The following is a 17,687-nucleotide window of genomic DNA, read 5'->3' as shown; positions in this document are numbered from 1 at the left end:
TCTGCTCCTGTGGGTTCTTACTTGTCGAGACGGACGGTCTTGCCTGACGTCGCCGACTTCAGCGCCGCATCGGCCAGCTTCAGTGCCACGAGGCCGTCGGCGCCGCTCGGCGATGCCTTCTTGCCCGAGGTTGCGGCGGCGATGAAGGCGGCGATCTCGATGGCGTAGGCGTCGAGATAGCGGGTCATGAAGAAATCGTGCAGCGGCGGGCGCGTATAGCCCTTCTCATTGGCCAGTTCGATCGACACCGGCCGCTGGTTTTCGGCGGCGACCATGCCCTTGGAGCCATGCACCTCGATGCGCTGGTCGTAGCCATAGGTGGCGCGGCGCGAGTTGGAGATGACGGCCTGTTTGCCGGACGCGGTCTCGAGGATGACGCTGACGCTATCGAAATCGCCGGCTTCGCCGATCTTCTTGTCCACCAGCACCGAGGCATGGGCGCTGACCGCTACAACCTCCTCGCCGAGGAGGAAGCGTGCCATGTCGAAATCGTGGATGGTCATGTCGCGAAAAATGCCGCCCGAGCGCTTGATATAGTCGACCGGCGGCGCGCCCGGATCACGCGAGGTGATGGTGACCATTTCGACAGTGCCGATGGCGCCGTCGTCGATCGCCTTGCGCACGGCGGCGAAATGCGGATCGAAACGCCTGTTGAAGCCGACCATCAGCGTCGCCTTGGCCTTGTCGACCACGGCCAGGCATTTTTCCACGCGCTTGACGTTAAGGTCGATCGGCTTCTCGCAGAAGATCGCCTTGCCGGCCTTGGCGAAGCGCTCGATCAGATCGGCATGGGTGTCGGTCGGCGTGCAGATGACGACGGCGTCGATATCCTTTGATTTTTCAATCGCGTCGATGGTGCGCACTTCGGCGCCATAGGCAGTCGCCAGCTCGGTCGCCGCCTTTTCGAAGGCATCGGCGACGGCCACCAGTCTGGCCTGCGGGTTGGAGCCGACGGCGCGGGCGTGGACCTTGCCGATGCGGCCGGCACCGAGGAGGGCGAAACGAACAGTCATGGAGTATTTCCTCTAGGGGGATGGGTTCGAGAGAGTTGTGTCTCCACCTTCCCCTGAGGGGAAGGTGGCAAGGGTACTTCTTGTTTTGGCGCAATTCCGGACGGAAAACCGTTTCACACTTTCCCGGAATTGCTCAGCGCGTCGGATCGTCCCGGAAACCGGATGATCATCCTGTTTAGGCCGCGAGTTCCGCCTCCCCGGTCTTGGCGCCGGTGATGTAGGAGACGATGTCGTTGCCGTCGGTGTTTTCCTTGCGCAGATTGGCGACGATGCGGCCGCGCCGGAACACGACGATGCGGTCGCACAGGTCGAACACCTGGCGCATGTTGTGGCTGATCAGGATCAGCGGCTCGCCATTGTCCTTCAGTGTGCGGATGATGTTTTCGACCTGCGCCGTCTCTTGCACGCCGAGCGCTGCCGTCGGCTCGTCCATGATGATCAGCTTGGAGGCGAAGGTTGCGGTCCGGGCGATCGCCACGCATTGCCGCTGGCCGCCCGACATGTGGCGGATGGTGTTCGACAGATTGGGGATTTTCACCGCCGTGCGGATCAGCGCCGCCTCGGTCGCCTTGCGCATGTATTTGCGGTCGAGGATCGAGAACGGGCCGAGGTTGAACAGCACCTTTTCGCGGCCGAGGAACAGGTTCGACGGCACGTCGAGATCGTCGGCGAGCGCCAGGTTCTGGAACACGGTTTCGATGCCCGCGGTGCGGGCCTCGATCGGGCCGGCAAAATTCACTTCCTTGCCGTCGAACCAGATCTGGCCGCTGGTGCGCTGTTCGACAGCGGTGATCTGGCGCACGAAGGTCGATTTGCCGGCGCCATTGTCGCCCATGATGGCGACATGTTCGCCCTTGCGCAGCTCGAAATTGGCGCCTTCCAGCGCATGCACGCCGCCATAGCGCTTGGTGAGGTTTTCGGTCTTCAGGACGATGTCTGACATGGTCAAGCCCTCAATGCCCGCATGCGTTGACGCCACTGGTCGAGCACGACCGCGCCGACGATGATCACGCCCTTGACCATCTCCTGATAGTAGGCGTCGAGGCGCAGGAAGGTGAAGCCGGAAATGATGACGCCGAAGATCAGCGCGCCGATCACCGTGCCGATGATCGAGCCTCGGCCGCCCGACAGCGAGACGCCGCCGATGACCGCCATGGCGATGGCGTCGAGCTCGTACATCACACCCATGCCGGACTGGGCGGTCAGGTTCTTGGAGCACAACACGACCGCGGCGAGCGAGGCAAGAATGCCGGCAATCGTGTAAACGAGGATCTTGTGATTGGGGATCTTGATGCCGGACATGCGCGCGGCATCCTCGTTGGATCCGATGGCATAACAATGCTTGCCGTAGCGCGTATAGGTCAGGATCAGCTGGAACAGCACCGCCAGCGCCAGGAAGATGATGACCGGCCTCGAGCCGGTGCTGATGGCGGCAAAACTGTCGGTGGGAAACGAGATCGGCTGGCCTTTGGACCACCATTTGGCGATGCCGCGCGCGGTGATCATCATGCCGAGGGTGGCGATGAATGGCGGGATGCGCGTGTAGGCGATCAACGAGCCGTTGATCAGGCCGGCGAGCATGCCGCAGCCGATCGCAACCAGCACCGGCACGATGACCGGCAGGTCGGTCCAGCCTTGCGCCAGGAACATCGCCTTGGGGTTGGGGTTGCCGTTGACCGTCGCCACCTGGGCGAAGCTCATGGCGATCATGGCGGTGGCGCCGACAATCGAACCCGAGGACAGGTCGATGCCGCCGCAGATGATCACTTGCGTGACGCCAATGGCGATGATGCCGACGATCGACACTTGCAGGATGATGATCTGCAGGCGGGCCTCGTTGAAGATGCCGGCGACGTTGTCGCGGGTGTTGAACAGGAAGGAGTCGCCGAGAAAGATTCGACCTATCAGTTCGAAGACGACAACGAGAATGATGAGCGCCAGGAAGACGTTGAATTCGGCCGGCCATGTCCGCTTCTTCGCGTCATAACTGACCCCGCCGACGCCATGCGATGTCTGTGACAATCTTCGATCCTCCGTCAGCCACGGTCGTTCCTCGCCGCCTTGCCGGCAACGAGGGAAGAAGGAGCGGCGCTGTCTTTCGTGTGAGAGCGCCGCCCCGTATGCGTACGGCTCAGTTCTTCTTCAGGAACTTGTCGATGTTGGCAGGCGTCACGAGCTGGAAGGGCACGTAGACCTTGTGCTCGACCTTTTCGCCCTTGGCGAGCTTCAGGGCCGCATCGAGTGCGCCAGCGCCCTGGCCGGCCGCGTCCTGGAACACTGTGACGTCGAGGTCGCCGGCCTGCATGGCTGCAAGCGCGTCCTGAGTGGCGTCGACGCCGCCGACGACGACCGACTTCATGTCGACGTTGGCGGCCTTCATTGCCTGAATGGCGCCGATGGCGCTTTCGTCATTGTTGGCGATGACGCCGTCGAACGGCTTGCCGGTCGACAGCCAGTTGGTCATCAGGTTCTGCGCTTCGTCACGGTTCCAGTTCGAGGTCTGCTTGTCGATGATCTTGATGAAGCTGCACTCCGGCGTGGCGATGACATCGTCGATGTCCTTGGTGCGCTGCACGGCGGCCTGGTTGGAAAGCTCGCCCATGATGACATAGACATTGGCTTCCTTCTTGCCGGCTTCCGTAAACAGGCGGCAGACTTCCTTGGTTTCGAGCGTGCCGGAATCGGCCTCGTTCGAAGCGACGAAAGCCTGGTTGTCCGGCAGCGTGTCGACATTGACCGGCTCGCGGTTGACATAGACGAGCGGGATCTTGGCTGCCGCCGCGGCATCCGACATCGCCTGCGTGGCCGAAGTGTCGACCGGGTTGACGATGATGGCATCGACGCCCGAAGCGGCGAAGTTCTTGATCTGGTCGAGCTGCTTGGCGACGTCGTTCTGTGCGTCTTCGACCTGCAGCTCAACGCCGCTCATGCCCTTGGCCTGCTCGATCATGCCGTTGCGCAGCACGGTCAGGAAATTGTCGTCGAACTTGGCCATCGACACGCCGATCTTGGCGGCAAAAGCGGACGAACTCATCAGCGCCGCAAAGGCGACGCCCAAAATCAGTTTCTTCATTGTGTTTCTCCTCCACATTTGGTGTCCGGCTGCACCGATCTACCCGGAATCCCCGATCGCCCGAGGAATCTCTCCCTGATATCGTCTCTGTTCCGGATGGCGCTTTCCCAAGGATTGGAACGCCAGGCTCCCTGTTTGAAACAGATGTTCCGGAACGAAAGAACCAAAATCCCTAGCTGGTGAAATATTTATTCCATTTTTCGGAGACGTCAAGAGCCATTCCAAAACCGGGTGAAGGATTTTCGGGAGGGTGGATGATCGAAGCCGAGCCTAAGCTGGGACAAAAAAGGGGATCGAGACCTCTGCTGCCGACAGTCGCCACCGTCCGCGATTTGCGGAAGACCACCCTGACTTCGTCATCCTAGGGTGGAGCAGTCGCGAAGCGACGTCGCGGAAACCCTAGGATCCATGCCGCGACGGCGGCGAGGGGCACAGCGGCCCAGAATGAAGGTCGCGCTCACCAGAGTCAGTTCTGCGCCGTGGCATCGCGCAGAAGTCACGGCATGGATCCTCGGGTCTGCGCCGCGTCGCTTCGCTCCTTGCTCCGCCCGTGGATGACGAAGGCGTAGATGTTCCGGCCAATCGCCAACGTCGAGACCCCTAAATATTCTCCGGCAGATAAATATCGAACGGCAAAAACGTCTGGCCCGGCGCGTTGGCGGCGCCCGTCTCGATGGCGTGGGCCATCAGGTCGACCAGTTCGCGGCTGAGTGCCGCCAGCGGTGTCGAGATCACCATGGTCAAGATGCCGTCCGCCAAAGCCGCGCGCGACACCGCCGTGATCTCGTTGCAGATGACGGCCGGCATTTCGGTGGGCTTTGCTTGCCTCAGCGCCGCGACCGCGCCTTCCATGCCGCCGCCGGCGACATAGCAGCCGACGAGATCGGGGTGGCTGCCGAGAAGATTGAGCAGAGTGTCCTGGGTGATCTCGTTGGCCTCCAGATTGACCAGTGTTTCCAGCAAAGTGAACTCCGGCGCCTGCTCGCGGAAGAAGGAGCGGAAGCCGATCTCGCGCAGTTCATGGCCGTGGAAGCGGTGGCTGCCGACGAACAGCGCGACCTTGCCCGGTCGCTTCGCCGCTTTCGAGATCATCCATGCTGCGGTGCGCCCGACCTTTCGGTTGTCGAGGCCGACATAGCCCTCGCGAATGCCGGCCGCGAAGTCGGACAGCAGAGAGAAGACCGGCAGGCCCTTGGCCTTCATCTCCTCGACGGCGACCGTCACTGTCGGATGATCAGGCCCGACCAAAGCGACGGCCCGGCATTTGGAAGCCAACTTGCGGGTGCGCTCTACGATTTCGTCGGGGGCGAGCGAGTCGGCGAAATCGATCATGGCGACGCCACGAAAGCGCGGCGATTGAGATACGGCCAGCTCAAGTTGGCGCGCGAATTCACTGTAGAAGACGTAATTGCCCCTGAGCAGCAGGACGCCGAGCCGATATTCCGGCAATTCATGGCGCAGGCGCTGCTTGATCAGGCCGGCGGCGTGGTAGCCGATCTCGGTCGCCGCCTCGTAGACGCGGCGCGCCGTTTCCTCGCGCACCGGCAGGCGGCTGTTGAGCACGCGATCGACCGTGGCAACGCTGACGCCGGAAATGCGCGCCAGGTCCGTGATGGTCGGCCGTTTTGCCATGCTCGCCTCGTTGGATTCCTCCGAAGCACGCTACATCATTCTGATAGGAAATGATAGAAACTATCTTTGTGATGTTGAGTCTATCATCGCTCGGCGGTATTTTCACGCTCGAAGCCAGGCTGGCATTCGCTGGAGCGAGCCGCCGTTTGCCGTGGGAGGCAATCATGACCGCAACACCGTCCCGGCGGGACTACAGCCTGATTGGCCGCGACGCTCAACTCGCCGTCGAGACCGGACTTTCGGCGGCCGATTGGTATCACACCGACATTCCGCGCAAGCAGATGAAGGAGCTGATGCAGCGCTCCGACGGGCCGGCGATCCGCGACACCGCGATCTGGCTCGCCGCGCTGATCCTGAGTGCCGCCGGCGGCGCCTGGTTCTGGGGCAGCTGGTGGTGCGTGCCGTTCTTCTTCGTCTATGGCGTGCTCTACGGCTCTTCGACCGACTCGCGCTGGCACGAATGCGGCCACGGCACCGCCTTCCGCACGCAGTGGATGAACGATGTGGTCTACCAGATCGCCTGCTTCATGATCATGCGCAATCCGGTGACCTGGCGCTGGAGCCACACGCGTCACCACACCGACACCATCATCGTCGGCCGCGATCCCGAAATCGCCGTCATGCGGCCGCCGGACCTTTTGCGCGTGGTGCTCAACTTCTTCGGCATTCTCGACGCCTGGCATGCGATGACCGACATGGTGCGCAATGCCGCCGGCGTCATCAGCGCCGCCGAAAAAACCTTCATTCCCGAGCAGGAGCAGCCTAAGGCGATCCGTGTGGCCCGCATATGGCTCGCCATCTACATCGCGACCATCGGCTTGGCCCTCTACCTGCATTCCTGGCTGCCGCTGATGCTGATCGGCCTGCCCCGCCTCTATGGCGCCTGGCATCACGTCATGACCGGCCTGCTGCAGCATGGCGGCCTCGCCGACAATGTCGTCGACCACCGCCTGAACAGCCGCACGGTGCTGATGAACCCGATCAGCCGCTTCATCTACTGGAACATGAATTACCATGTCGAGCATCACATGTTCCCGATGGTGCCCTATCACGCGCTGCCCAGGCTGCATGCGCTGATCAAGCACGATCTGCCGGCGCCGACGCCGTCGATCCTGGCCGGCTATCGCGAGATGATCCCGGCTTTGCTGCGCCAGCTGCGCAACGAGGACTATTTCATCAAGCGCGAATTGCCACCGACCGCCAGGCCGTACCGCGACGAATTCCACAACGATGCCGTCGCCGCCGCGGCGGCGGAATGATAGCGGCGATCCGATTTTCGGGGAGGTACAAATGAGCGACTGGGTCGAGGCCTGCGCGGCCGGTGACATTGATGAAGAGGATGTGATGCGCTTCGATCATGGCGGCCGCACCTTCGCCATCTATCGCAGCCCCGACGACGATTATTTCGCAACCGATGGCCTGTGCACGCATGAGAAGGTGCATCTGGCCGACGGGCTGGTGATGGACGACATCATCGAATGCCCCAAGCATAATGGCCGCTTCAACTACAAGACGGGTGCTGCGCGCGGCGCGCCGGTCTGCGTCAACCTCGCGACTTATCCGGTTAAGGTCGAGGCGGGTAAAGTGCTGATCCAGATCGGATGATGGCGATGCAAGCGGGGATGGTCATCATCGGCGCCGGCGAATGCGGCGGGCGGGCAGCGCTGACGCTGCGCGAGCTCGGCTATGACGGGCCGGTGACGCTGGTCGGTGACGAACCGCATCTGCCCTATGAGCGGCCCCCTCTGTCCAAGGACGCGATGACGAGCGATGCGCCCGAGATCAAGGCGATCGCCAGCGACGCAATGCTGGCCGAGAAATCGATCCGGCACATCCATTCGGTCCAGGTGGTGACGATCGACCGTGCGGCACATGCGGTGTGGCTGTCGGACGGTTCGGTCCTGCCCTATGACAAGCTGCTGCTGGCGACAGGCTCGACACCCCGCAGGCTGCCTATGCCGGGGTTGGGTGCGCGCTGCGTCTACCTTCGCACATTTGCCGACGCACTCGCCATTCGCCAGCATCTGAGTGCAGGCAACCGCGTCGCCATCATCGGCGGTGGCTTCATCGGTCTTGAACTCGCGGCCTCGGCGCGCAAGCTCGGGGCTGCGGTCACCGTCATCGAGGCGCAGCCGCGCATCCTGATGCGCGGTGTGCCGGCGGAGATCGCCGAGATCATCCATCAGGCGCATGAGGCCGAAGGCGTGACCATTCTCACCGGTCTGGGTATCGCAGCCATCGCCGACGATGGCACCGAGGTGTGCATTGCGCTCGCCGACGGACAAGAGATCGTTGCCGATCTGGCCGTCATCGGCATCGGCGCCGTGCCGGTCACCGGGCTTGCCGTCGAAGCGGGTCTGACCATCGACAATGGCATCGCCGTCGACGCCACGCTGCGCACTGGTGACCCGGACATCTTTGCCGCCGGCGACTGTTGTTCGTTTCCGCTCGCTGTCTATGCTGGCCGCCGCGTGCGGCTGGAGGCCTGGCGCAACGCCCAGGAACAGGGTGCGCTGGCAGCGAGGAACATGCTGGGCGCCGACGAGGCGCATGCCGCGGTGCCGTGGTTCTGGTCGGATCAGTATGGGCTGTCGCTGCAGATCGCTGGGCTTTCGGACGAAGGCAACCGCACGGTGCGCCGCGACCTCAGCGATGGCGCCTTCATTCTTTTCCACCTGGCCGAGGACGGCAGGCTGGTGGCGGCAAGCGGCATCGGCCCCGGCAATGTGGTGGCACGCGACATCAGGCTGGCCGAGATGCTGATCGCCAAGCGGGCGAGGCCCGCGCCGGAGGCGCTGGGGTCGCAGGATGTGAAGCTGAAGTCGCTGCTGGCGGCTTGATTGACATAGTCGTCAGGGGTTGTGCCGCCTCCTCATCCGCCTGCCGGCACCTTCTCCCCGTATAGTGACGGGGAGAAGGGAGCTGTCGCGGCCCTCGGCGCCTCGTTGAAAATTGGCGAAAGCATAGACGAAAGCGTCTTTCTCCCCGTCACTATACGGGGAGAAATGCCCGGCAGGGCAATGAGGGGCGGCGCAGACCTATTGAAAAGGTTCGGCTTCCACGCAACAGGTCACGAACCCTGGGCGCCCCTAAAACAGCGCCTTCAGCTCGTCCAGCTTGTCGTTGACCAGCCAGCCGTAGTAATTCTCTTCCGGCAGTTTCACCGGCTCGCCGGCGGCGCGGCGCTTGTCGTTCTCGGCCTTCAGCGCATAGGCGCGCTGCTCGGGATTGCCGACATTGTAGAGCGTGGCGGTGAGCCCCGGATTGCCCGAAATGTCGAAGCCGGCAATGCTCTTGTAGGCGTCGATCGATTTCTTGATCGTCGCCGCGACGTAGGGCAGCGTCAGGTCCGGATCCATGATGGTCTTGTAGACTGAATTGGGGTCGGCGACATCGAGCTCGGGCAGTCCCGAAACCTTGTGGACGAGATCGCTCATCTGCAGCGCGGTCAGCGGGTTGAGCTGGCCGAGGCCAAAGGTCTGGCCGGCATAATAAGGCTGGAAGAAGGTGGCGCCGAAGCGGTCGTTGGGAAAGCTGGTGCCGCCGACGGTCTTGCCGCGGAAAGAGTGGTTCCACACCTGCTCACGGCATTCCCACAGATCGTAGCTGTCGGGCATTGTGCATTTCTTGAATTCCGGCCGCTGCACGAAATCGGTGATGTCCTCGCCGTCATAGGCGAAGGACAGCTTGCTGGAGAGGTAGGAGATCGCCTTGACATAATAGGTCTGCAGCCGGTCGTAGGCGTCGACATTGTAGGTGTGTTCGCCGACGATGGCGCCGACGATGTGCAAGGGGTTGATGCCGTAAGCGGCGGCCGCCTTCTTGATCTTGGCGCGCAGTTCGGCATCACTCTGCAGCAGGTCGTACACCTTGCGGTATTTGGCCTGGAACGTGGTGTTGGTGGCCCGGGTGCGACGGCTCGACGCCCCGGGTATGTCGGGCTGCACGGCGTTACGGTTGCCTGCCGGAACCAATGTTGCCGCGTCGGCGGCGAACAGCGTCGCCGCCAGCGTCAAGCCGAGAATGATCAGGATCAGTTTTTTCATGCGCCGCCGCCTGCAATAATGCCGCGCAAACTAGGGTAGTGCTCCGGGTTGAGTCGAGAGCGCCCCGTCACACGGCAAGACGAAAGGTGGCCGCATGATACCATCCGGCCACACATAATGTTGTGTGCCGGAAATTGTTGCCGAAGCATCGGCCCAAAAATCGGAACCGATTTTTGGAAAGTCCGATGCGTCGATTCAATACTGTTAGAGCGACCTTTGCGCGCCCGAAGGACGTGCGGCGCTCTACCGGCGCCGGACTGATCCGGCGCCCCCGTTTAAAGGATGAATCGCGACAAATCTGTGTTTCTGGAGAGGTCGCCGACATGCTTTTCCACATAGGCGGCGTCGATGGTGACGCTGGTGCCGTTGCGGTCCGGCGCATCGTAGGAGATCTCGTCCAGCACGCGCTCCATCACCGTCTGCAGCCGCCTTGCGCCGATGTTTTCGACGCTGGCATTGAGGTCGACGGCGATGCCGGCCAGCGAATCGATGGCGTCGTCGGTGAAGGCCAGGTCGACGCCCTCGGTCTTCATCAGCGCGATATACTGCTTGATCAGGCTGGCCTCGGTCTCGGTGAGGATGCGGACGAAATCGTCCTTTTCCAGCGCTCGCAGTTCGACGCGGATCGGCAGGCGGCCCTGCAGTTCCGGCAACAGGTCGGACGGCTTCGAGACATGGAACGCGCCCGAGGCGATGAACAATATGTGGTCGGTCTTCAACGGCCCGTATTTTGTCGCCACAGTCGTGCCCTCGATCAGCGGCAGCAGGTCGCGCTGCACGCCTTCCCGCGAAACGCCGGCGCCCATCCCGCCTTCGCGCGAGGCGATCTTGTCGATCTCGTCGAGGAAGACGATGCCGTCGTTTTCCGTCGCGTCCAGCGCCCGGCGCACCACCTCGTCCTGGTCGAGCAGCTTGTCGGACTCGTCGTTGACCAGCAGCGCGTAGGACTCCTTCACCGTCGTCTTGCGCGCCTTGGTCTTCTTGCCGCCCATCGCCTTCGACAGCATGTCGTTGATGTTGAGCACGCCAACGCTGCCGCCCGGCATGCCGGGAATCTCGAAGCCGGGCATGCCGCCAGTGCCGGTGTCGGCAACTTCGATCTCGATCTCCTTGTCGTCGAGCTCGCCGTCGCGCAGCTTCTTGCGGAAGCTGTCGCGGGTCGCCGGGCTTGCCGTCTTGCCAACAAGGGCCTCCAGCACGCGTTCCTCGGCATTGATGTGCGCGCGCGCCTTGACGTCCTCGCGCATCTTTTCGCGCACCAGGCCGATGGCGATCTCGACGAGGTCGCGGATGATCTGCTCGACATCGCGGCCGACATAGCCGACTTCGGTGAATTTGGTCGCCTCGACCTTGACGAAAGGTGCTCCGGCGAGCCGCGCCAGGCGGCGCGATATCTCGGTCTTGCCGACGCCGGTCGGGCCAATCATCAGGATGTTCTTCGGCATCACCTCTTCGCGCATCTGGCCTTCCAGCTGCTGGCGGCGCCAGCGGTTGCGCAAGGCGATGGCCACGGCGCGCTTGGCGTCCTTCTGGCCGATGATGAAGCGGTCGAGTTCCGAAACGATTTCGCGGGGAGAAAATGTCGTCATATCACTAAATTCCACTTTGCCACTGCTTGATGGACTCGAACGGATGCAGCAGCATGATCACGTTGAGCGTCAGATTGTCCCGGATGAGGTAGCCGACACCCAGTTCGAAGATGAGGGCGAGGCCGACGACGACTGATATAGGTAGCTTTCTGGCCATCACAAATCCCAACACCATGGCCAGTGTGTCGGACACTGAATTGATGATCGAGTCGCCGTAGTAATCCAGCGAAATAGTGCCGGCGCGGTAGCGCTCGATGATGAACGGGCTGTTTTCCAGGAGCTCCCAGCCGCCCTCGATGACAACCGCAAAAGCCAGGCGCAGGCCGATCGGCGAGCGCGGAAACAGGAACCAGGCCAAGGCGTAGAACAGGAAGCCGTGGATGATATGCGAGAAGGTGTACCAGTCGGAAATGTGCTGGGAATTCTCCGAACTGTTCACCACCCCGTGCCAGAGTTTGACGTAGCCGCAGGTGCAGATCGGCGTGCGGCCCATGCCGTAAAGCGCGCCCGCCTGGAAGATGAGCATAGCGAGCACGAGCAGAAGCCCCATCCGCCAGCTGTCTTCATAGGCCGAGCAGTTCTTGTCCCTGCCCCGTGTCGTCATCAGGTTATTCCCCCTCTTGCGCGTCGCCTTCGGCATCGACCGCCATCAGCACGACGTCCCCATATTGCGAGTGCCTGCGGTCGATAGGCCTGAACCCTGCCTTTTCATAGGCCCGGATGGCGCGGCCATTGTCGGGATGCGGATCGATGATGACGCGCGGCGCGCCTTCCTCGAACAGCTGTTCCACGAACTGCCTGACGATGGCCGAGCCGTGACCTTTGCCGATAAGGTCCGGCACGCCGATCGACAGATCGATGCCAAGCGTGCCGAAAGGCTGGTCGGCATAGGGATGACCGTCCTCCAGATGCGGATCGTAGCTCTGCAGATAGGCAATCGGCTTGCCGTCGAGTTCGACGATCAGCGGCTCGACGGAAATCGAGTCGATATGCTCGCGGATTCCGGCGATTTCCGTCTCCGGATCGTCCCACCACTCGGCGACATGCGGCTCGGCCAGCCAGCCTGCGATCATCGGCAGGTCTTTTTCCACAACCGGCCGAAAATCGTAGAGCACCGGCGGCTCAGGCGGCATCGAGCGTTTCGATGACGAAATTGTTGTTGGTGTAGACGCAGATGTCGGAGGCGATCTGCATCGCCTTGCGGGCGATCTCCTCGGCATCCTTGTCGGTGTCCATCAGCGCTCGCGCGGCGGCGAGTGCATAATTGCCGCCGGAGCCAATGGCCATGACGCCGAATTCAGGCTCGAGCACGTCGCCGGTGCCGGTCAGCGCCAGCGAGACCGACTTGTCGGCCACCAGCATCATGGCTTCCAGCCGGCGCAGATAGCGGTCGGTGCGCCAGTCCTTGGCGAGCTCGACGCAGGCGCGCGTCAGCTGGTCGGGATATTGTTCGAGCTTGGCTTCCAGCCGCTCCAGCAAGGTGAAGGCATCCGCCGTGGCGCCGGCGAAACCGGCAATGACATTGCCGCCCTTGCCGATGCGGCGCACCTTTTTGGCATTGCCTTTCATGATGGTCTGGCCAAGGCTGACCTGGCCATCGCCGGCGATCACCACCTTGTTGCCCTTGCGCACCGTCACGATGGTCGTGGCGTGCATGGTCAGTTCATTCGACATTTATAGCTCCGATTCGCGCGATCCCGATAAGGCGATTGGCGCGGTACGAGTGATTTCGATCGGCCATATGTATGCATGGGGCGGGTGATTGCAAACCGCCTCCGCTACCGGCGATAGCGATCCGCATCGCAACTGGCAATCGCCGGATCATGCTGCTAGAAGGCTTTCGTTTTCAAGCAAATGAGCGCTTGGAGGCATTGTGTTTCCGTTTCGCCCCCAGTCGTTTGCCCAAAGACAAGGATAAGGTCATGGCGTCCCGTTCCGCCGAAGTCAGCCGCAAGACCAAGGAAACCGAGATCGCGGTTTCGGTCCATCTCGACGGCACCGGTATCTCCGACATGTCGACGGGCGTCGGCTTCTTCGACCATATGCTCGACCAGCTGTCTCGCCATTCGCTGATCGACATCACGGTCAAGGCCAAGGGCGACCTGCACATAGACGACCACCACACGGTCGAGGACACCGGCATTGCGATCGGCCAAGCGCTGGCCAAGGCGCTGGGCGAGCGGCGCGGCATCATGCGCTATGCCTCGATCGACCTTGCAATGGACGAGACGCTGACGCGCGCTGCGATCGACGTGTCCGGCCGGCCGTTCCTGGTCTGGAACGTCGCCTTCTCGTCGCCGAAGATCGGCACGTTTGACACCGAACTGGTGCGCGAATTCTTCCAGGCGCTGGCGCAGAATGCCGGCATCACGCTGCATGTCACCAATCACTATGGCGCCAACAACCACCATATTGCCGAGACCTGCTTCAAGGCGGTGGCGCGCGCCCTGCGTTTCGCACTGGAGCGCGACACGCGCCAGCCGGACGCGGTTCCCTCCACCAAGGGATCTCTGAAAGGGTAGGCTGATGGCCATCTATGTCGTGATGGAACCGCCGGGCCGCACCGAGGCGGCCGACGCAACCATTTTTGTCCGCGACGGGTTTTCCTGGCTGGCTTTTCTGTTTGCGCCGCTGTGGCTCGCCTGGCACCGGCTGTGGGTCGAGGCCGCGCTCGCCTTCGTCGCCATGGGCCTCATCTCGCTGCTCGGCCAAAGGCTGGGACTGGATTGGGCAGGCTCGGCGCTGTCGCTGCTGGTCTCGCTCTATATCGGCCTGGAGGGCCAGGGGCTGCGCATCGCGGCCCTTCGGCGCCGGGGCTGGCATGAATGGGGCGTGATCGAAGCCGACAATCCTGACGGTGCCGACATCCGCCAGGCGCTGGACGCGGAGGCGCAGGCGGAGGAACAGGCGCCGCTGCCACGCATCGTGCCCGATGCCAGTCTTGCCCGGCCGGCGCAGACCGGCCTGACGCTCGGGCTGACCCATACGCCGGGAAAAGGCTGACATGCGGGTTGCGATCATCGATTACGGGTCGGGCAATCTGCGCTCGGCCACCAAGGCCTTCGAGCGCGCCGCGCATGAAGCCGGCATTGCGGCTGCCATCGAGCTTACCGCCGATGCCGAGCGGGTGCGCCGCGCCGATCGCATCGTGCTGCCCGGCGTCGGCGCCTATGCCGACTGCGCGGCAGGCCTGCGCGGCGTGGCCGGCATGTGGGAAGCGGTGGAGGAGGTGGCGATCGCCAAGGCGCGGCCGTTCCTCGGCATCTGCGTCGGCATGCAGCTGATGTCGCAGCGCGGCCTGGAAAAGACCGTGACCAAGGGCTTTGGCTGGATTGCCGGCGACGTCAAGGAGATCGCGCCGACAGATCCGGCGCTGAAAATCCCCCAGATCGGCTGGAACACGATCGATCTGGAGCGCAAGCACCCGCTGTTTTCCGGCATTGCGACCGGGCCCAAGGGCCTGCACGCTTATTTCGTCCATTCCTATCATCTTGACGCGACAAAGCCGGACGAGGTGCTGGCCGTTGCAGACTATGGCGGCCCGGTAACGGCTGCGGTCGCCCGCGGCAACCTCGTTGGCACGCAGTTCCATCCCGAAAAAAGCCAGGCGCTCGGCCTGGCGCTGATCACCAATTTCCTGCGCTGGAGACCCTGATGAGCAAGAAGGGCTACTGGATCGCGCTGGTCGATGTCCGCGATCCCGAGATCTACAAGCAGTACATCGAAGCCAACGCCAAAGCCTTCGCCAAATATGGCGCGAAGTTCATCGTTCGGGCCGGGCGCTATGAAAACCCTGAAACGTTGACCGGCAATCGTCATGTCGTGGTCGAGTTCGAATCCTACGATGTGGCCGTGGCCTGCTATCACTCGCCGGAGTATCAGGAGGCGTCGAAATACCGGCTTGCCGCCTCGACCGGCCATTTCGTTATCGTTGAGGGCGCCTGATCGTGATCCTGTTTCCCGCGATCGACCTCAAGGACGGCAAATGCGTGCGTCTGAAGCACGGCGATATGGCGACCGCGACGATCTACAATGACGATCCTGCCGCGCAAGCCAAGGCCTTCGAGGACCAAGGTTTCGAGTGGCTGCACGTCGTCGACCTCAACGGTGCCTTCAAGGGCCAGAGCGTCAACAGCGCGGCGGTCGGCGCCATCCTCAAGGCGACGAAGAACCCGGTGCAGCTTGGCGGCGGCATCCGCACACTGGCGCAGATCGAGGACTGGCTCGACCGCGGGCTGGCCCGCGTCATTCTCGGCACCGTGGCGGTGCGCGACCCCGACCTGGTGAAGCAGGCCTGCAAGGAATTCCCGGGCAAGATTGCCGTCGGCATCGACGCCAAGGGTGGCAAGGTGGCGGTGGAAGGCTGGGCCGAGGCCTCCAGCCTCGGCGTCATCGAACTGGCGCAGAAATTCGAGGGCGCCGGCGTTGCCGCCATCATCTACACCGACATCGACCGCGACGGGGTTCTGACCGGCATCAACTGGGATGCCACGATCGACCTCGCCGAGGCCGTGTCGATTCCGGTCATCGCCTCGGGCGGGTTGGCCTCGATCGCCGACATCGTGCGCATGACCATGCCCGACGCAAAAAAGCTCGAAGGCGCCATCTCCGGCCGCGCGCTCTATGACGGGCGCATCGACCCGGCCGAGGCGCTGGCGGTGCTGCAAGGCAGGACTATGGAGACCCGCACGTGAAAATCTCCATTATCCTGGCCTCCTATGACAGCGGCCACTATCACGGCGGCATGGGCCAGGGACCGGACGCGATCGTCGCCGGCGGGCTCGTCGATGCACTGACGCTGGCCGGCCATGACGTCGTCGTTACCGACATCGGCAGGGTTGGCGACGAGCAGGAGCGCGAGATCGCAACCGGCTTTGCGGTCTGCAATGCCGTCTGCGGCGAGGTCCGCATCGCCCTGGACCGCGGCCGCTTTCCGATCGTGCTCGCCGGCAACTGCCTGACATCGGCCGGTGCGGTCGCCGGCGAAGATGCCGATGCGATCATCTGGGCCGACCAGCATGGCGACCTCAACACGCCCGAAACCTCCGTCTACGGCTTTCTCGACGGCATGGCGCTGGCGACGGTCCTGGGCCTGTGCTGGAAGCCGATGGCCTCTTCCATCCCCGGCTTCAAACCGATCGATCCGGCACGCTGCGTGCTGGTCAATGCCCGCGACCTCGATCCGGCCGAACAGGAGCTATTGAAGACGCTGCCGGTCATCCGCGCCGAATGCCCGGACTGGGCAACCGCCTGCGGCAGGCTGAAGGCACCGGACGCAAAGCGGGTGCACCTGCATCTCGATCTCGACGTGCACGATCCCGAGGCGTTGCAGGCCAACCGTTACACCACGCCGGGTGGCCCGGAGCCGAAACAACTGCGCCAGGCTGTGTGCGGCATGGCCGGGCTGCTGCCGATTTCCGGCATCACCATCTCGGCCTACGATCCGGCCTTCGACGCGAAGGCCGAGGTTCCGCCGCTGGTCGGCGAACTGCTCACCGAATTGCTGGCGACGATGGAGAAGCGCTGATGCTGAAGGCGCGTGTCATCCCTTGCCTCGACGTCAAGAACGGCCGCGTCGTCAAGGGCGTCAACTTCGTCGATCTGATCGATGCCGGCGATCCGGTCGAGGCGGCAAAAGCCTATGATGCGGCCGGCGCCGACGAGCTTTGCTTTCTCGACATCACCGCGTCGTCCGACAACCGGGAAACCATCTTCGACGTCGTCGCCCGCACCGCCGAACAGTGCTTCATGCCGCTGACGGTCGGCGGCGGCGTGCGCCAGGTGGCCGATATCCGCAAGCTGCTGCTGGCCGGCGCCGACAAGGTGTCGATCAACACGGCGGCGGTGAAGAACCCGGATTTTGTCGCCGAGGCCGCGGACAAATTCGGCAATCAGTGCATCGTCGTGGCCATCGACGCCAAGAAGGTTTCCGCCGCGGGCGAGAGCGACCGCTGGGAGATCTTCACCCATGGCGGCCGCGAAAAGACCGGCATCGATGCGGTCGAGTTTGCGCGAAAAATGGTCGATCGTGGGGCCGGTGAGATCCTGTTGACCTCGATGGACCGTGACGGCACCAAGGCCGGCTACGACATTGCGCTGACCCGCGCGATCGCGGATGCGGTGCGCGCGCCGGTGATCGCGTCGGGCGGCGTCGGCACGCTCGATCACCTGGTCGAGGGTATTCGCGACGGCCACGCCGGAGCCGTGCTGGCGGCATCGATCTTCCATTTCGGCACCTACACGATTGCAGAAGCCAAGGCGCATATGGCCAAGGCCGGCCTGCCGATGCGGCTGGACTCATCCGTCGATCGGCCCTAGAGCGTTTCCGGCTAAG

At 63.0% G+C, this 17,687-nt stretch carries 20 protein-coding genes; 10 read left to right on the top strand and 10 right to left on the bottom strand.

Translation table 11 applies throughout. The annotated features are described in order from the left end of the window. Positions 1-17 precede the first annotated feature (17 nt). The 5 genes from iolG to AC1D1N_RS05260 all read right to left on the bottom strand — a co-directional run bounded on the left by iolG (position 18) and on the right by AC1D1N_RS05260 (position 5,718). Positions 18-1,013 carry an inositol 2-dehydrogenase gene (iolG, locus tag AC1D1N_RS05280; protein ID WP_352561261.1) on the bottom strand — a complete coding sequence of 332 codons (996 nt, stop codon included), beginning with the start codon at positions 1,011-1,013 and terminating at the stop codon, positions 18-20. 175 nt (positions 1,014-1,188) lie between these two features. Beyond that, complete coding sequence (locus AC1D1N_RS05275; RefSeq protein WP_112559919.1) at positions 1,189-1,956, bottom strand: ATP-binding cassette domain-containing protein; 768 nt, start codon at positions 1,954-1,956, stop codon at positions 1,189-1,191. Positions 1,957-1,958: 2 nt separating this feature from the next. Beyond that, positions 1,959-3,035, bottom strand: coding sequence for an ABC transporter permease (locus AC1D1N_RS05270; RefSeq protein WP_112559918.1), 1,077 nt, complete (start codon positions 3,033-3,035; stop codon positions 1,959-1,961). 109 nt (positions 3,036-3,144) lie between these two features. Next, complete coding sequence (locus AC1D1N_RS05265; protein ID WP_112559917.1) at positions 3,145-4,086, bottom strand: sugar ABC transporter substrate-binding protein; 942 nt, start codon at positions 4,084-4,086, stop codon at positions 3,145-3,147. Between the two features lie 600 nt (positions 4,087-4,686). Next, positions 4,687-5,718, bottom strand: coding sequence for a LacI family DNA-binding transcriptional regulator (locus AC1D1N_RS05260; RefSeq protein ID WP_477347028.1), 1,032 nt, complete (start codon positions 5,716-5,718; stop codon positions 4,687-4,689). Between the two features lie 164 nt (positions 5,719-5,882). On the opposite strand from AC1D1N_RS05260, the gene AC1D1N_RS05255 reads away from it, so the two are divergent. From AC1D1N_RS05255 to AC1D1N_RS05245, 3 genes are read left to right on the top strand one after another with little or no spacing between them, the layout of a single operon-like run. Next, positions 5,883-6,977 (top strand): fatty acid desaturase family protein, encoded by a 1,095-nt coding sequence (locus AC1D1N_RS05255; RefSeq protein ID WP_477347026.1) that lies wholly within the window; start codon positions 5,883-5,885, stop codon positions 6,975-6,977. Between the two features lie 31 nt (positions 6,978-7,008). After that, the gene (locus AC1D1N_RS05250) at positions 7,009-7,323 is read left to right on the top strand and encodes a MocE family 2Fe-2S type ferredoxin (protein ID WP_023744927.1); all 315 of its coding nucleotides are present in this window, start codon (positions 7,009-7,011) and stop codon (positions 7,321-7,323) included. Further along, the gene (locus AC1D1N_RS05245) at positions 7,320-8,558 is read left to right on the top strand and encodes an NAD(P)/FAD-dependent oxidoreductase (RefSeq protein WP_477347024.1); all 1,239 of its coding nucleotides are present in this window, start codon (positions 7,320-7,322) and stop codon (positions 8,556-8,558) included. The genes AC1D1N_RS05250 and AC1D1N_RS05245 overlap by 4 nt, the downstream gene beginning before the upstream one ends. A 249-nt stretch (positions 8,559-8,807) precedes the next feature. On the opposite strand, the gene AC1D1N_RS05240 is transcribed toward AC1D1N_RS05245, so the two are convergent. The 5 genes from AC1D1N_RS05240 to hslV form a co-directional block, all read right to left on the bottom strand. Continuing rightward, the gene (locus AC1D1N_RS05240; protein WP_477347022.1) at positions 8,808-9,764 is read right to left on the bottom strand and encodes a DUF1402 family protein; all 957 of its coding nucleotides are present in this window, start codon (positions 9,762-9,764) and stop codon (positions 8,808-8,810) included. A 275-nt stretch (positions 9,765-10,039) separates the two neighbouring features. Then, positions 10,040-11,353 (bottom strand): ATP-dependent protease ATPase subunit HslU, encoded by a 1,314-nt coding sequence (gene hslU, locus AC1D1N_RS05235; protein WP_477347020.1) that lies wholly within the window; start codon positions 11,351-11,353, stop codon positions 10,040-10,042. 4 nt (positions 11,354-11,357) lie between these two features. Then, a complete protein-coding gene (locus AC1D1N_RS05230; RefSeq protein ID WP_477347019.1) occupies positions 11,358-11,957 on the bottom strand; it encodes a DUF2585 domain-containing protein in 600 nt (199 codons plus the stop codon). A 4-nt stretch (positions 11,958-11,961) separates the two neighbouring features. Next, positions 11,962-12,486, bottom strand: a complete 525-nt coding sequence (locus AC1D1N_RS05225) for a GNAT family N-acetyltransferase (RefSeq protein WP_477347017.1) — start codon at positions 12,484-12,486, stop codon at positions 11,962-11,964. Continuing rightward, positions 12,476-13,027, bottom strand: a complete 552-nt coding sequence (gene hslV, locus AC1D1N_RS05220) for an ATP-dependent protease subunit HslV (protein WP_112559910.1) — start codon at positions 13,025-13,027, stop codon at positions 12,476-12,478. The genes AC1D1N_RS05225 and hslV overlap by 11 nt, the downstream gene beginning before the upstream one ends. 248 nt (positions 13,028-13,275) lie before the next feature. Between hslV and hisB the strand changes: the two genes are divergently transcribed. The 7 genes from hisB to hisF are packed head-to-tail and all read left to right on the top strand — an operon-like array spanning position 13,276 to position 17,671. Then, positions 13,276-13,875, top strand: coding sequence for an imidazoleglycerol-phosphate dehydratase HisB (gene hisB / locus AC1D1N_RS05215; protein WP_477347015.1), 600 nt, complete (start codon positions 13,276-13,278; stop codon positions 13,873-13,875). A gap of 4 nt (positions 13,876-13,879) precedes the next feature. After that, positions 13,880-14,356 (top strand): DUF2628 domain-containing protein, encoded by a 477-nt coding sequence (locus AC1D1N_RS05210; RefSeq protein ID WP_112559909.1) that lies wholly within the window; start codon positions 13,880-13,882, stop codon positions 14,354-14,356. Position 14,357: 1 nt separating this feature from the next. Further along, positions 14,358-15,008, top strand: a complete 651-nt coding sequence (gene hisH, locus AC1D1N_RS05205; protein WP_477347012.1) for an imidazole glycerol phosphate synthase subunit HisH — start codon at positions 14,358-14,360, stop codon at positions 15,006-15,008. Then, positions 15,008-15,298: a DUF1330 domain-containing protein gene (locus tag AC1D1N_RS05200; protein WP_142868705.1), complete on the top strand. Its 291-nt coding sequence runs from the start codon at positions 15,008-15,010 to the stop codon at positions 15,296-15,298. Before hisH ends, AC1D1N_RS05200 begins: the two co-directional genes overlap by 1 nt. A gap of 2 nt (positions 15,299-15,300) precedes the next feature. Next, a complete protein-coding gene (gene hisA / locus AC1D1N_RS05195) occupies positions 15,301-16,047 on the top strand; it encodes a 1-(5-phosphoribosyl)-5-[(5-phosphoribosylamino)methylideneamino]imidazole-4-carboxamide isomerase (protein ID WP_477347010.1) in 747 nt (248 codons plus the stop codon). Then, the gene (locus tag AC1D1N_RS05190) at positions 16,044-16,880 is read left to right on the top strand and encodes an arginase family protein (RefSeq protein WP_477347008.1); all 837 of its coding nucleotides are present in this window, start codon (positions 16,044-16,046) and stop codon (positions 16,878-16,880) included. The genes hisA and AC1D1N_RS05190 overlap by 4 nt, the downstream gene beginning before the upstream one ends. Continuing rightward, the gene (gene hisF / locus AC1D1N_RS05185; RefSeq protein WP_436261860.1) at positions 16,877-17,671 is read left to right on the top strand and encodes an imidazole glycerol phosphate synthase subunit HisF; all 795 of its coding nucleotides are present in this window, start codon (positions 16,877-16,879) and stop codon (positions 17,669-17,671) included. Before AC1D1N_RS05190 ends, hisF begins: the two co-directional genes overlap by 4 nt. Positions 17,672-17,687 lie beyond the last annotated feature (16 nt).

The sequence above is a fragment of the Mesorhizobium sp. P2_B5 genome (assembly GCF_056404775.1).
Note: the sequence above shows the minus strand (reverse complement) of the source record. Positions and strands in the feature narration are given on the sequence as shown.

What these genes read in the sequence shown, in the direction of transcription:
- AC1D1N_RS05225 (WP_477347017.1), bottom strand. Translation starts at nt 12,486, where the DNA reads ATGCCGCCTGAGCCGCCGGTGCTCTACGATTTTCGGCCGGTTGTGGAA.
- AC1D1N_RS05255 (WP_477347026.1), top strand. Translation starts at nt 5,883, where the DNA reads ATGACCGCAACACCGTCCCGGCGGGACTACAGCCTGATTGGCCGCGAC.
- AC1D1N_RS05230 (WP_477347019.1), bottom strand. Translation starts at nt 11,957, where the DNA reads ATGACGACACGGGGCAGGGACAAGAACTGCTCGGCCTATGAAGACAGC.
- hisB (WP_477347015.1), top strand. Translation starts at nt 13,276, where the DNA reads ATGGCGTCCCGTTCCGCCGAAGTCAGCCGCAAGACCAAGGAAACCGAG.
- AC1D1N_RS05240 (WP_477347022.1), bottom strand. Translation starts at nt 9,764, where the DNA reads ATGAAAAAACTGATCCTGATCATTCTCGGCTTGACGCTGGCGGCGACG.
- AC1D1N_RS05260 (WP_477347028.1), bottom strand. Translation starts at nt 5,718, where the DNA reads ATGGCAAAACGGCCGACCATCACGGACCTGGCGCGCATTTCCGGCGTC.
- AC1D1N_RS05245 (WP_477347024.1), top strand. Translation starts at nt 7,320, where the DNA reads ATGATGGCGATGCAAGCGGGGATGGTCATCATCGGCGCCGGCGAATGC.
- AC1D1N_RS05275 (WP_112559919.1), bottom strand. Translation starts at nt 1,956, where the DNA reads ATGTCAGACATCGTCCTGAAGACCGAAAACCTCACCAAGCGCTATGGC.
- iolG (WP_352561261.1), bottom strand. Translation starts at nt 1,013, where the DNA reads ATGACTGTTCGTTTCGCCCTCCTCGGTGCCGGCCGCATCGGCAAGGTC.
- AC1D1N_RS05200 (WP_142868705.1), top strand. Translation starts at nt 15,008, where the DNA reads ATGAGCAAGAAGGGCTACTGGATCGCGCTGGTCGATGTCCGCGATCCC.
- AC1D1N_RS05265 (WP_112559917.1), bottom strand. Translation starts at nt 4,086, where the DNA reads ATGAAGAAACTGATTTTGGGCGTCGCCTTTGCGGCGCTGATGAGTTCG.
- AC1D1N_RS05250 (WP_023744927.1), top strand. Translation starts at nt 7,009, where the DNA reads ATGAGCGACTGGGTCGAGGCCTGCGCGGCCGGTGACATTGATGAAGAG.
- hslV (WP_112559910.1), bottom strand. Translation starts at nt 13,027, where the DNA reads ATGTCGAATGAACTGACCATGCACGCCACGACCATCGTGACGGTGCGC.
- hisH (WP_477347012.1), top strand. Translation starts at nt 14,358, where the DNA reads ATGCGGGTTGCGATCATCGATTACGGGTCGGGCAATCTGCGCTCGGCC.
- hslU (WP_477347020.1), bottom strand. Translation starts at nt 11,353, where the DNA reads ATGACGACATTTTCTCCCCGCGAAATCGTTTCGGAACTCGACCGCTTC.
- AC1D1N_RS05210 (WP_112559909.1), top strand. Translation starts at nt 13,880, where the DNA reads ATGGCCATCTATGTCGTGATGGAACCGCCGGGCCGCACCGAGGCGGCC.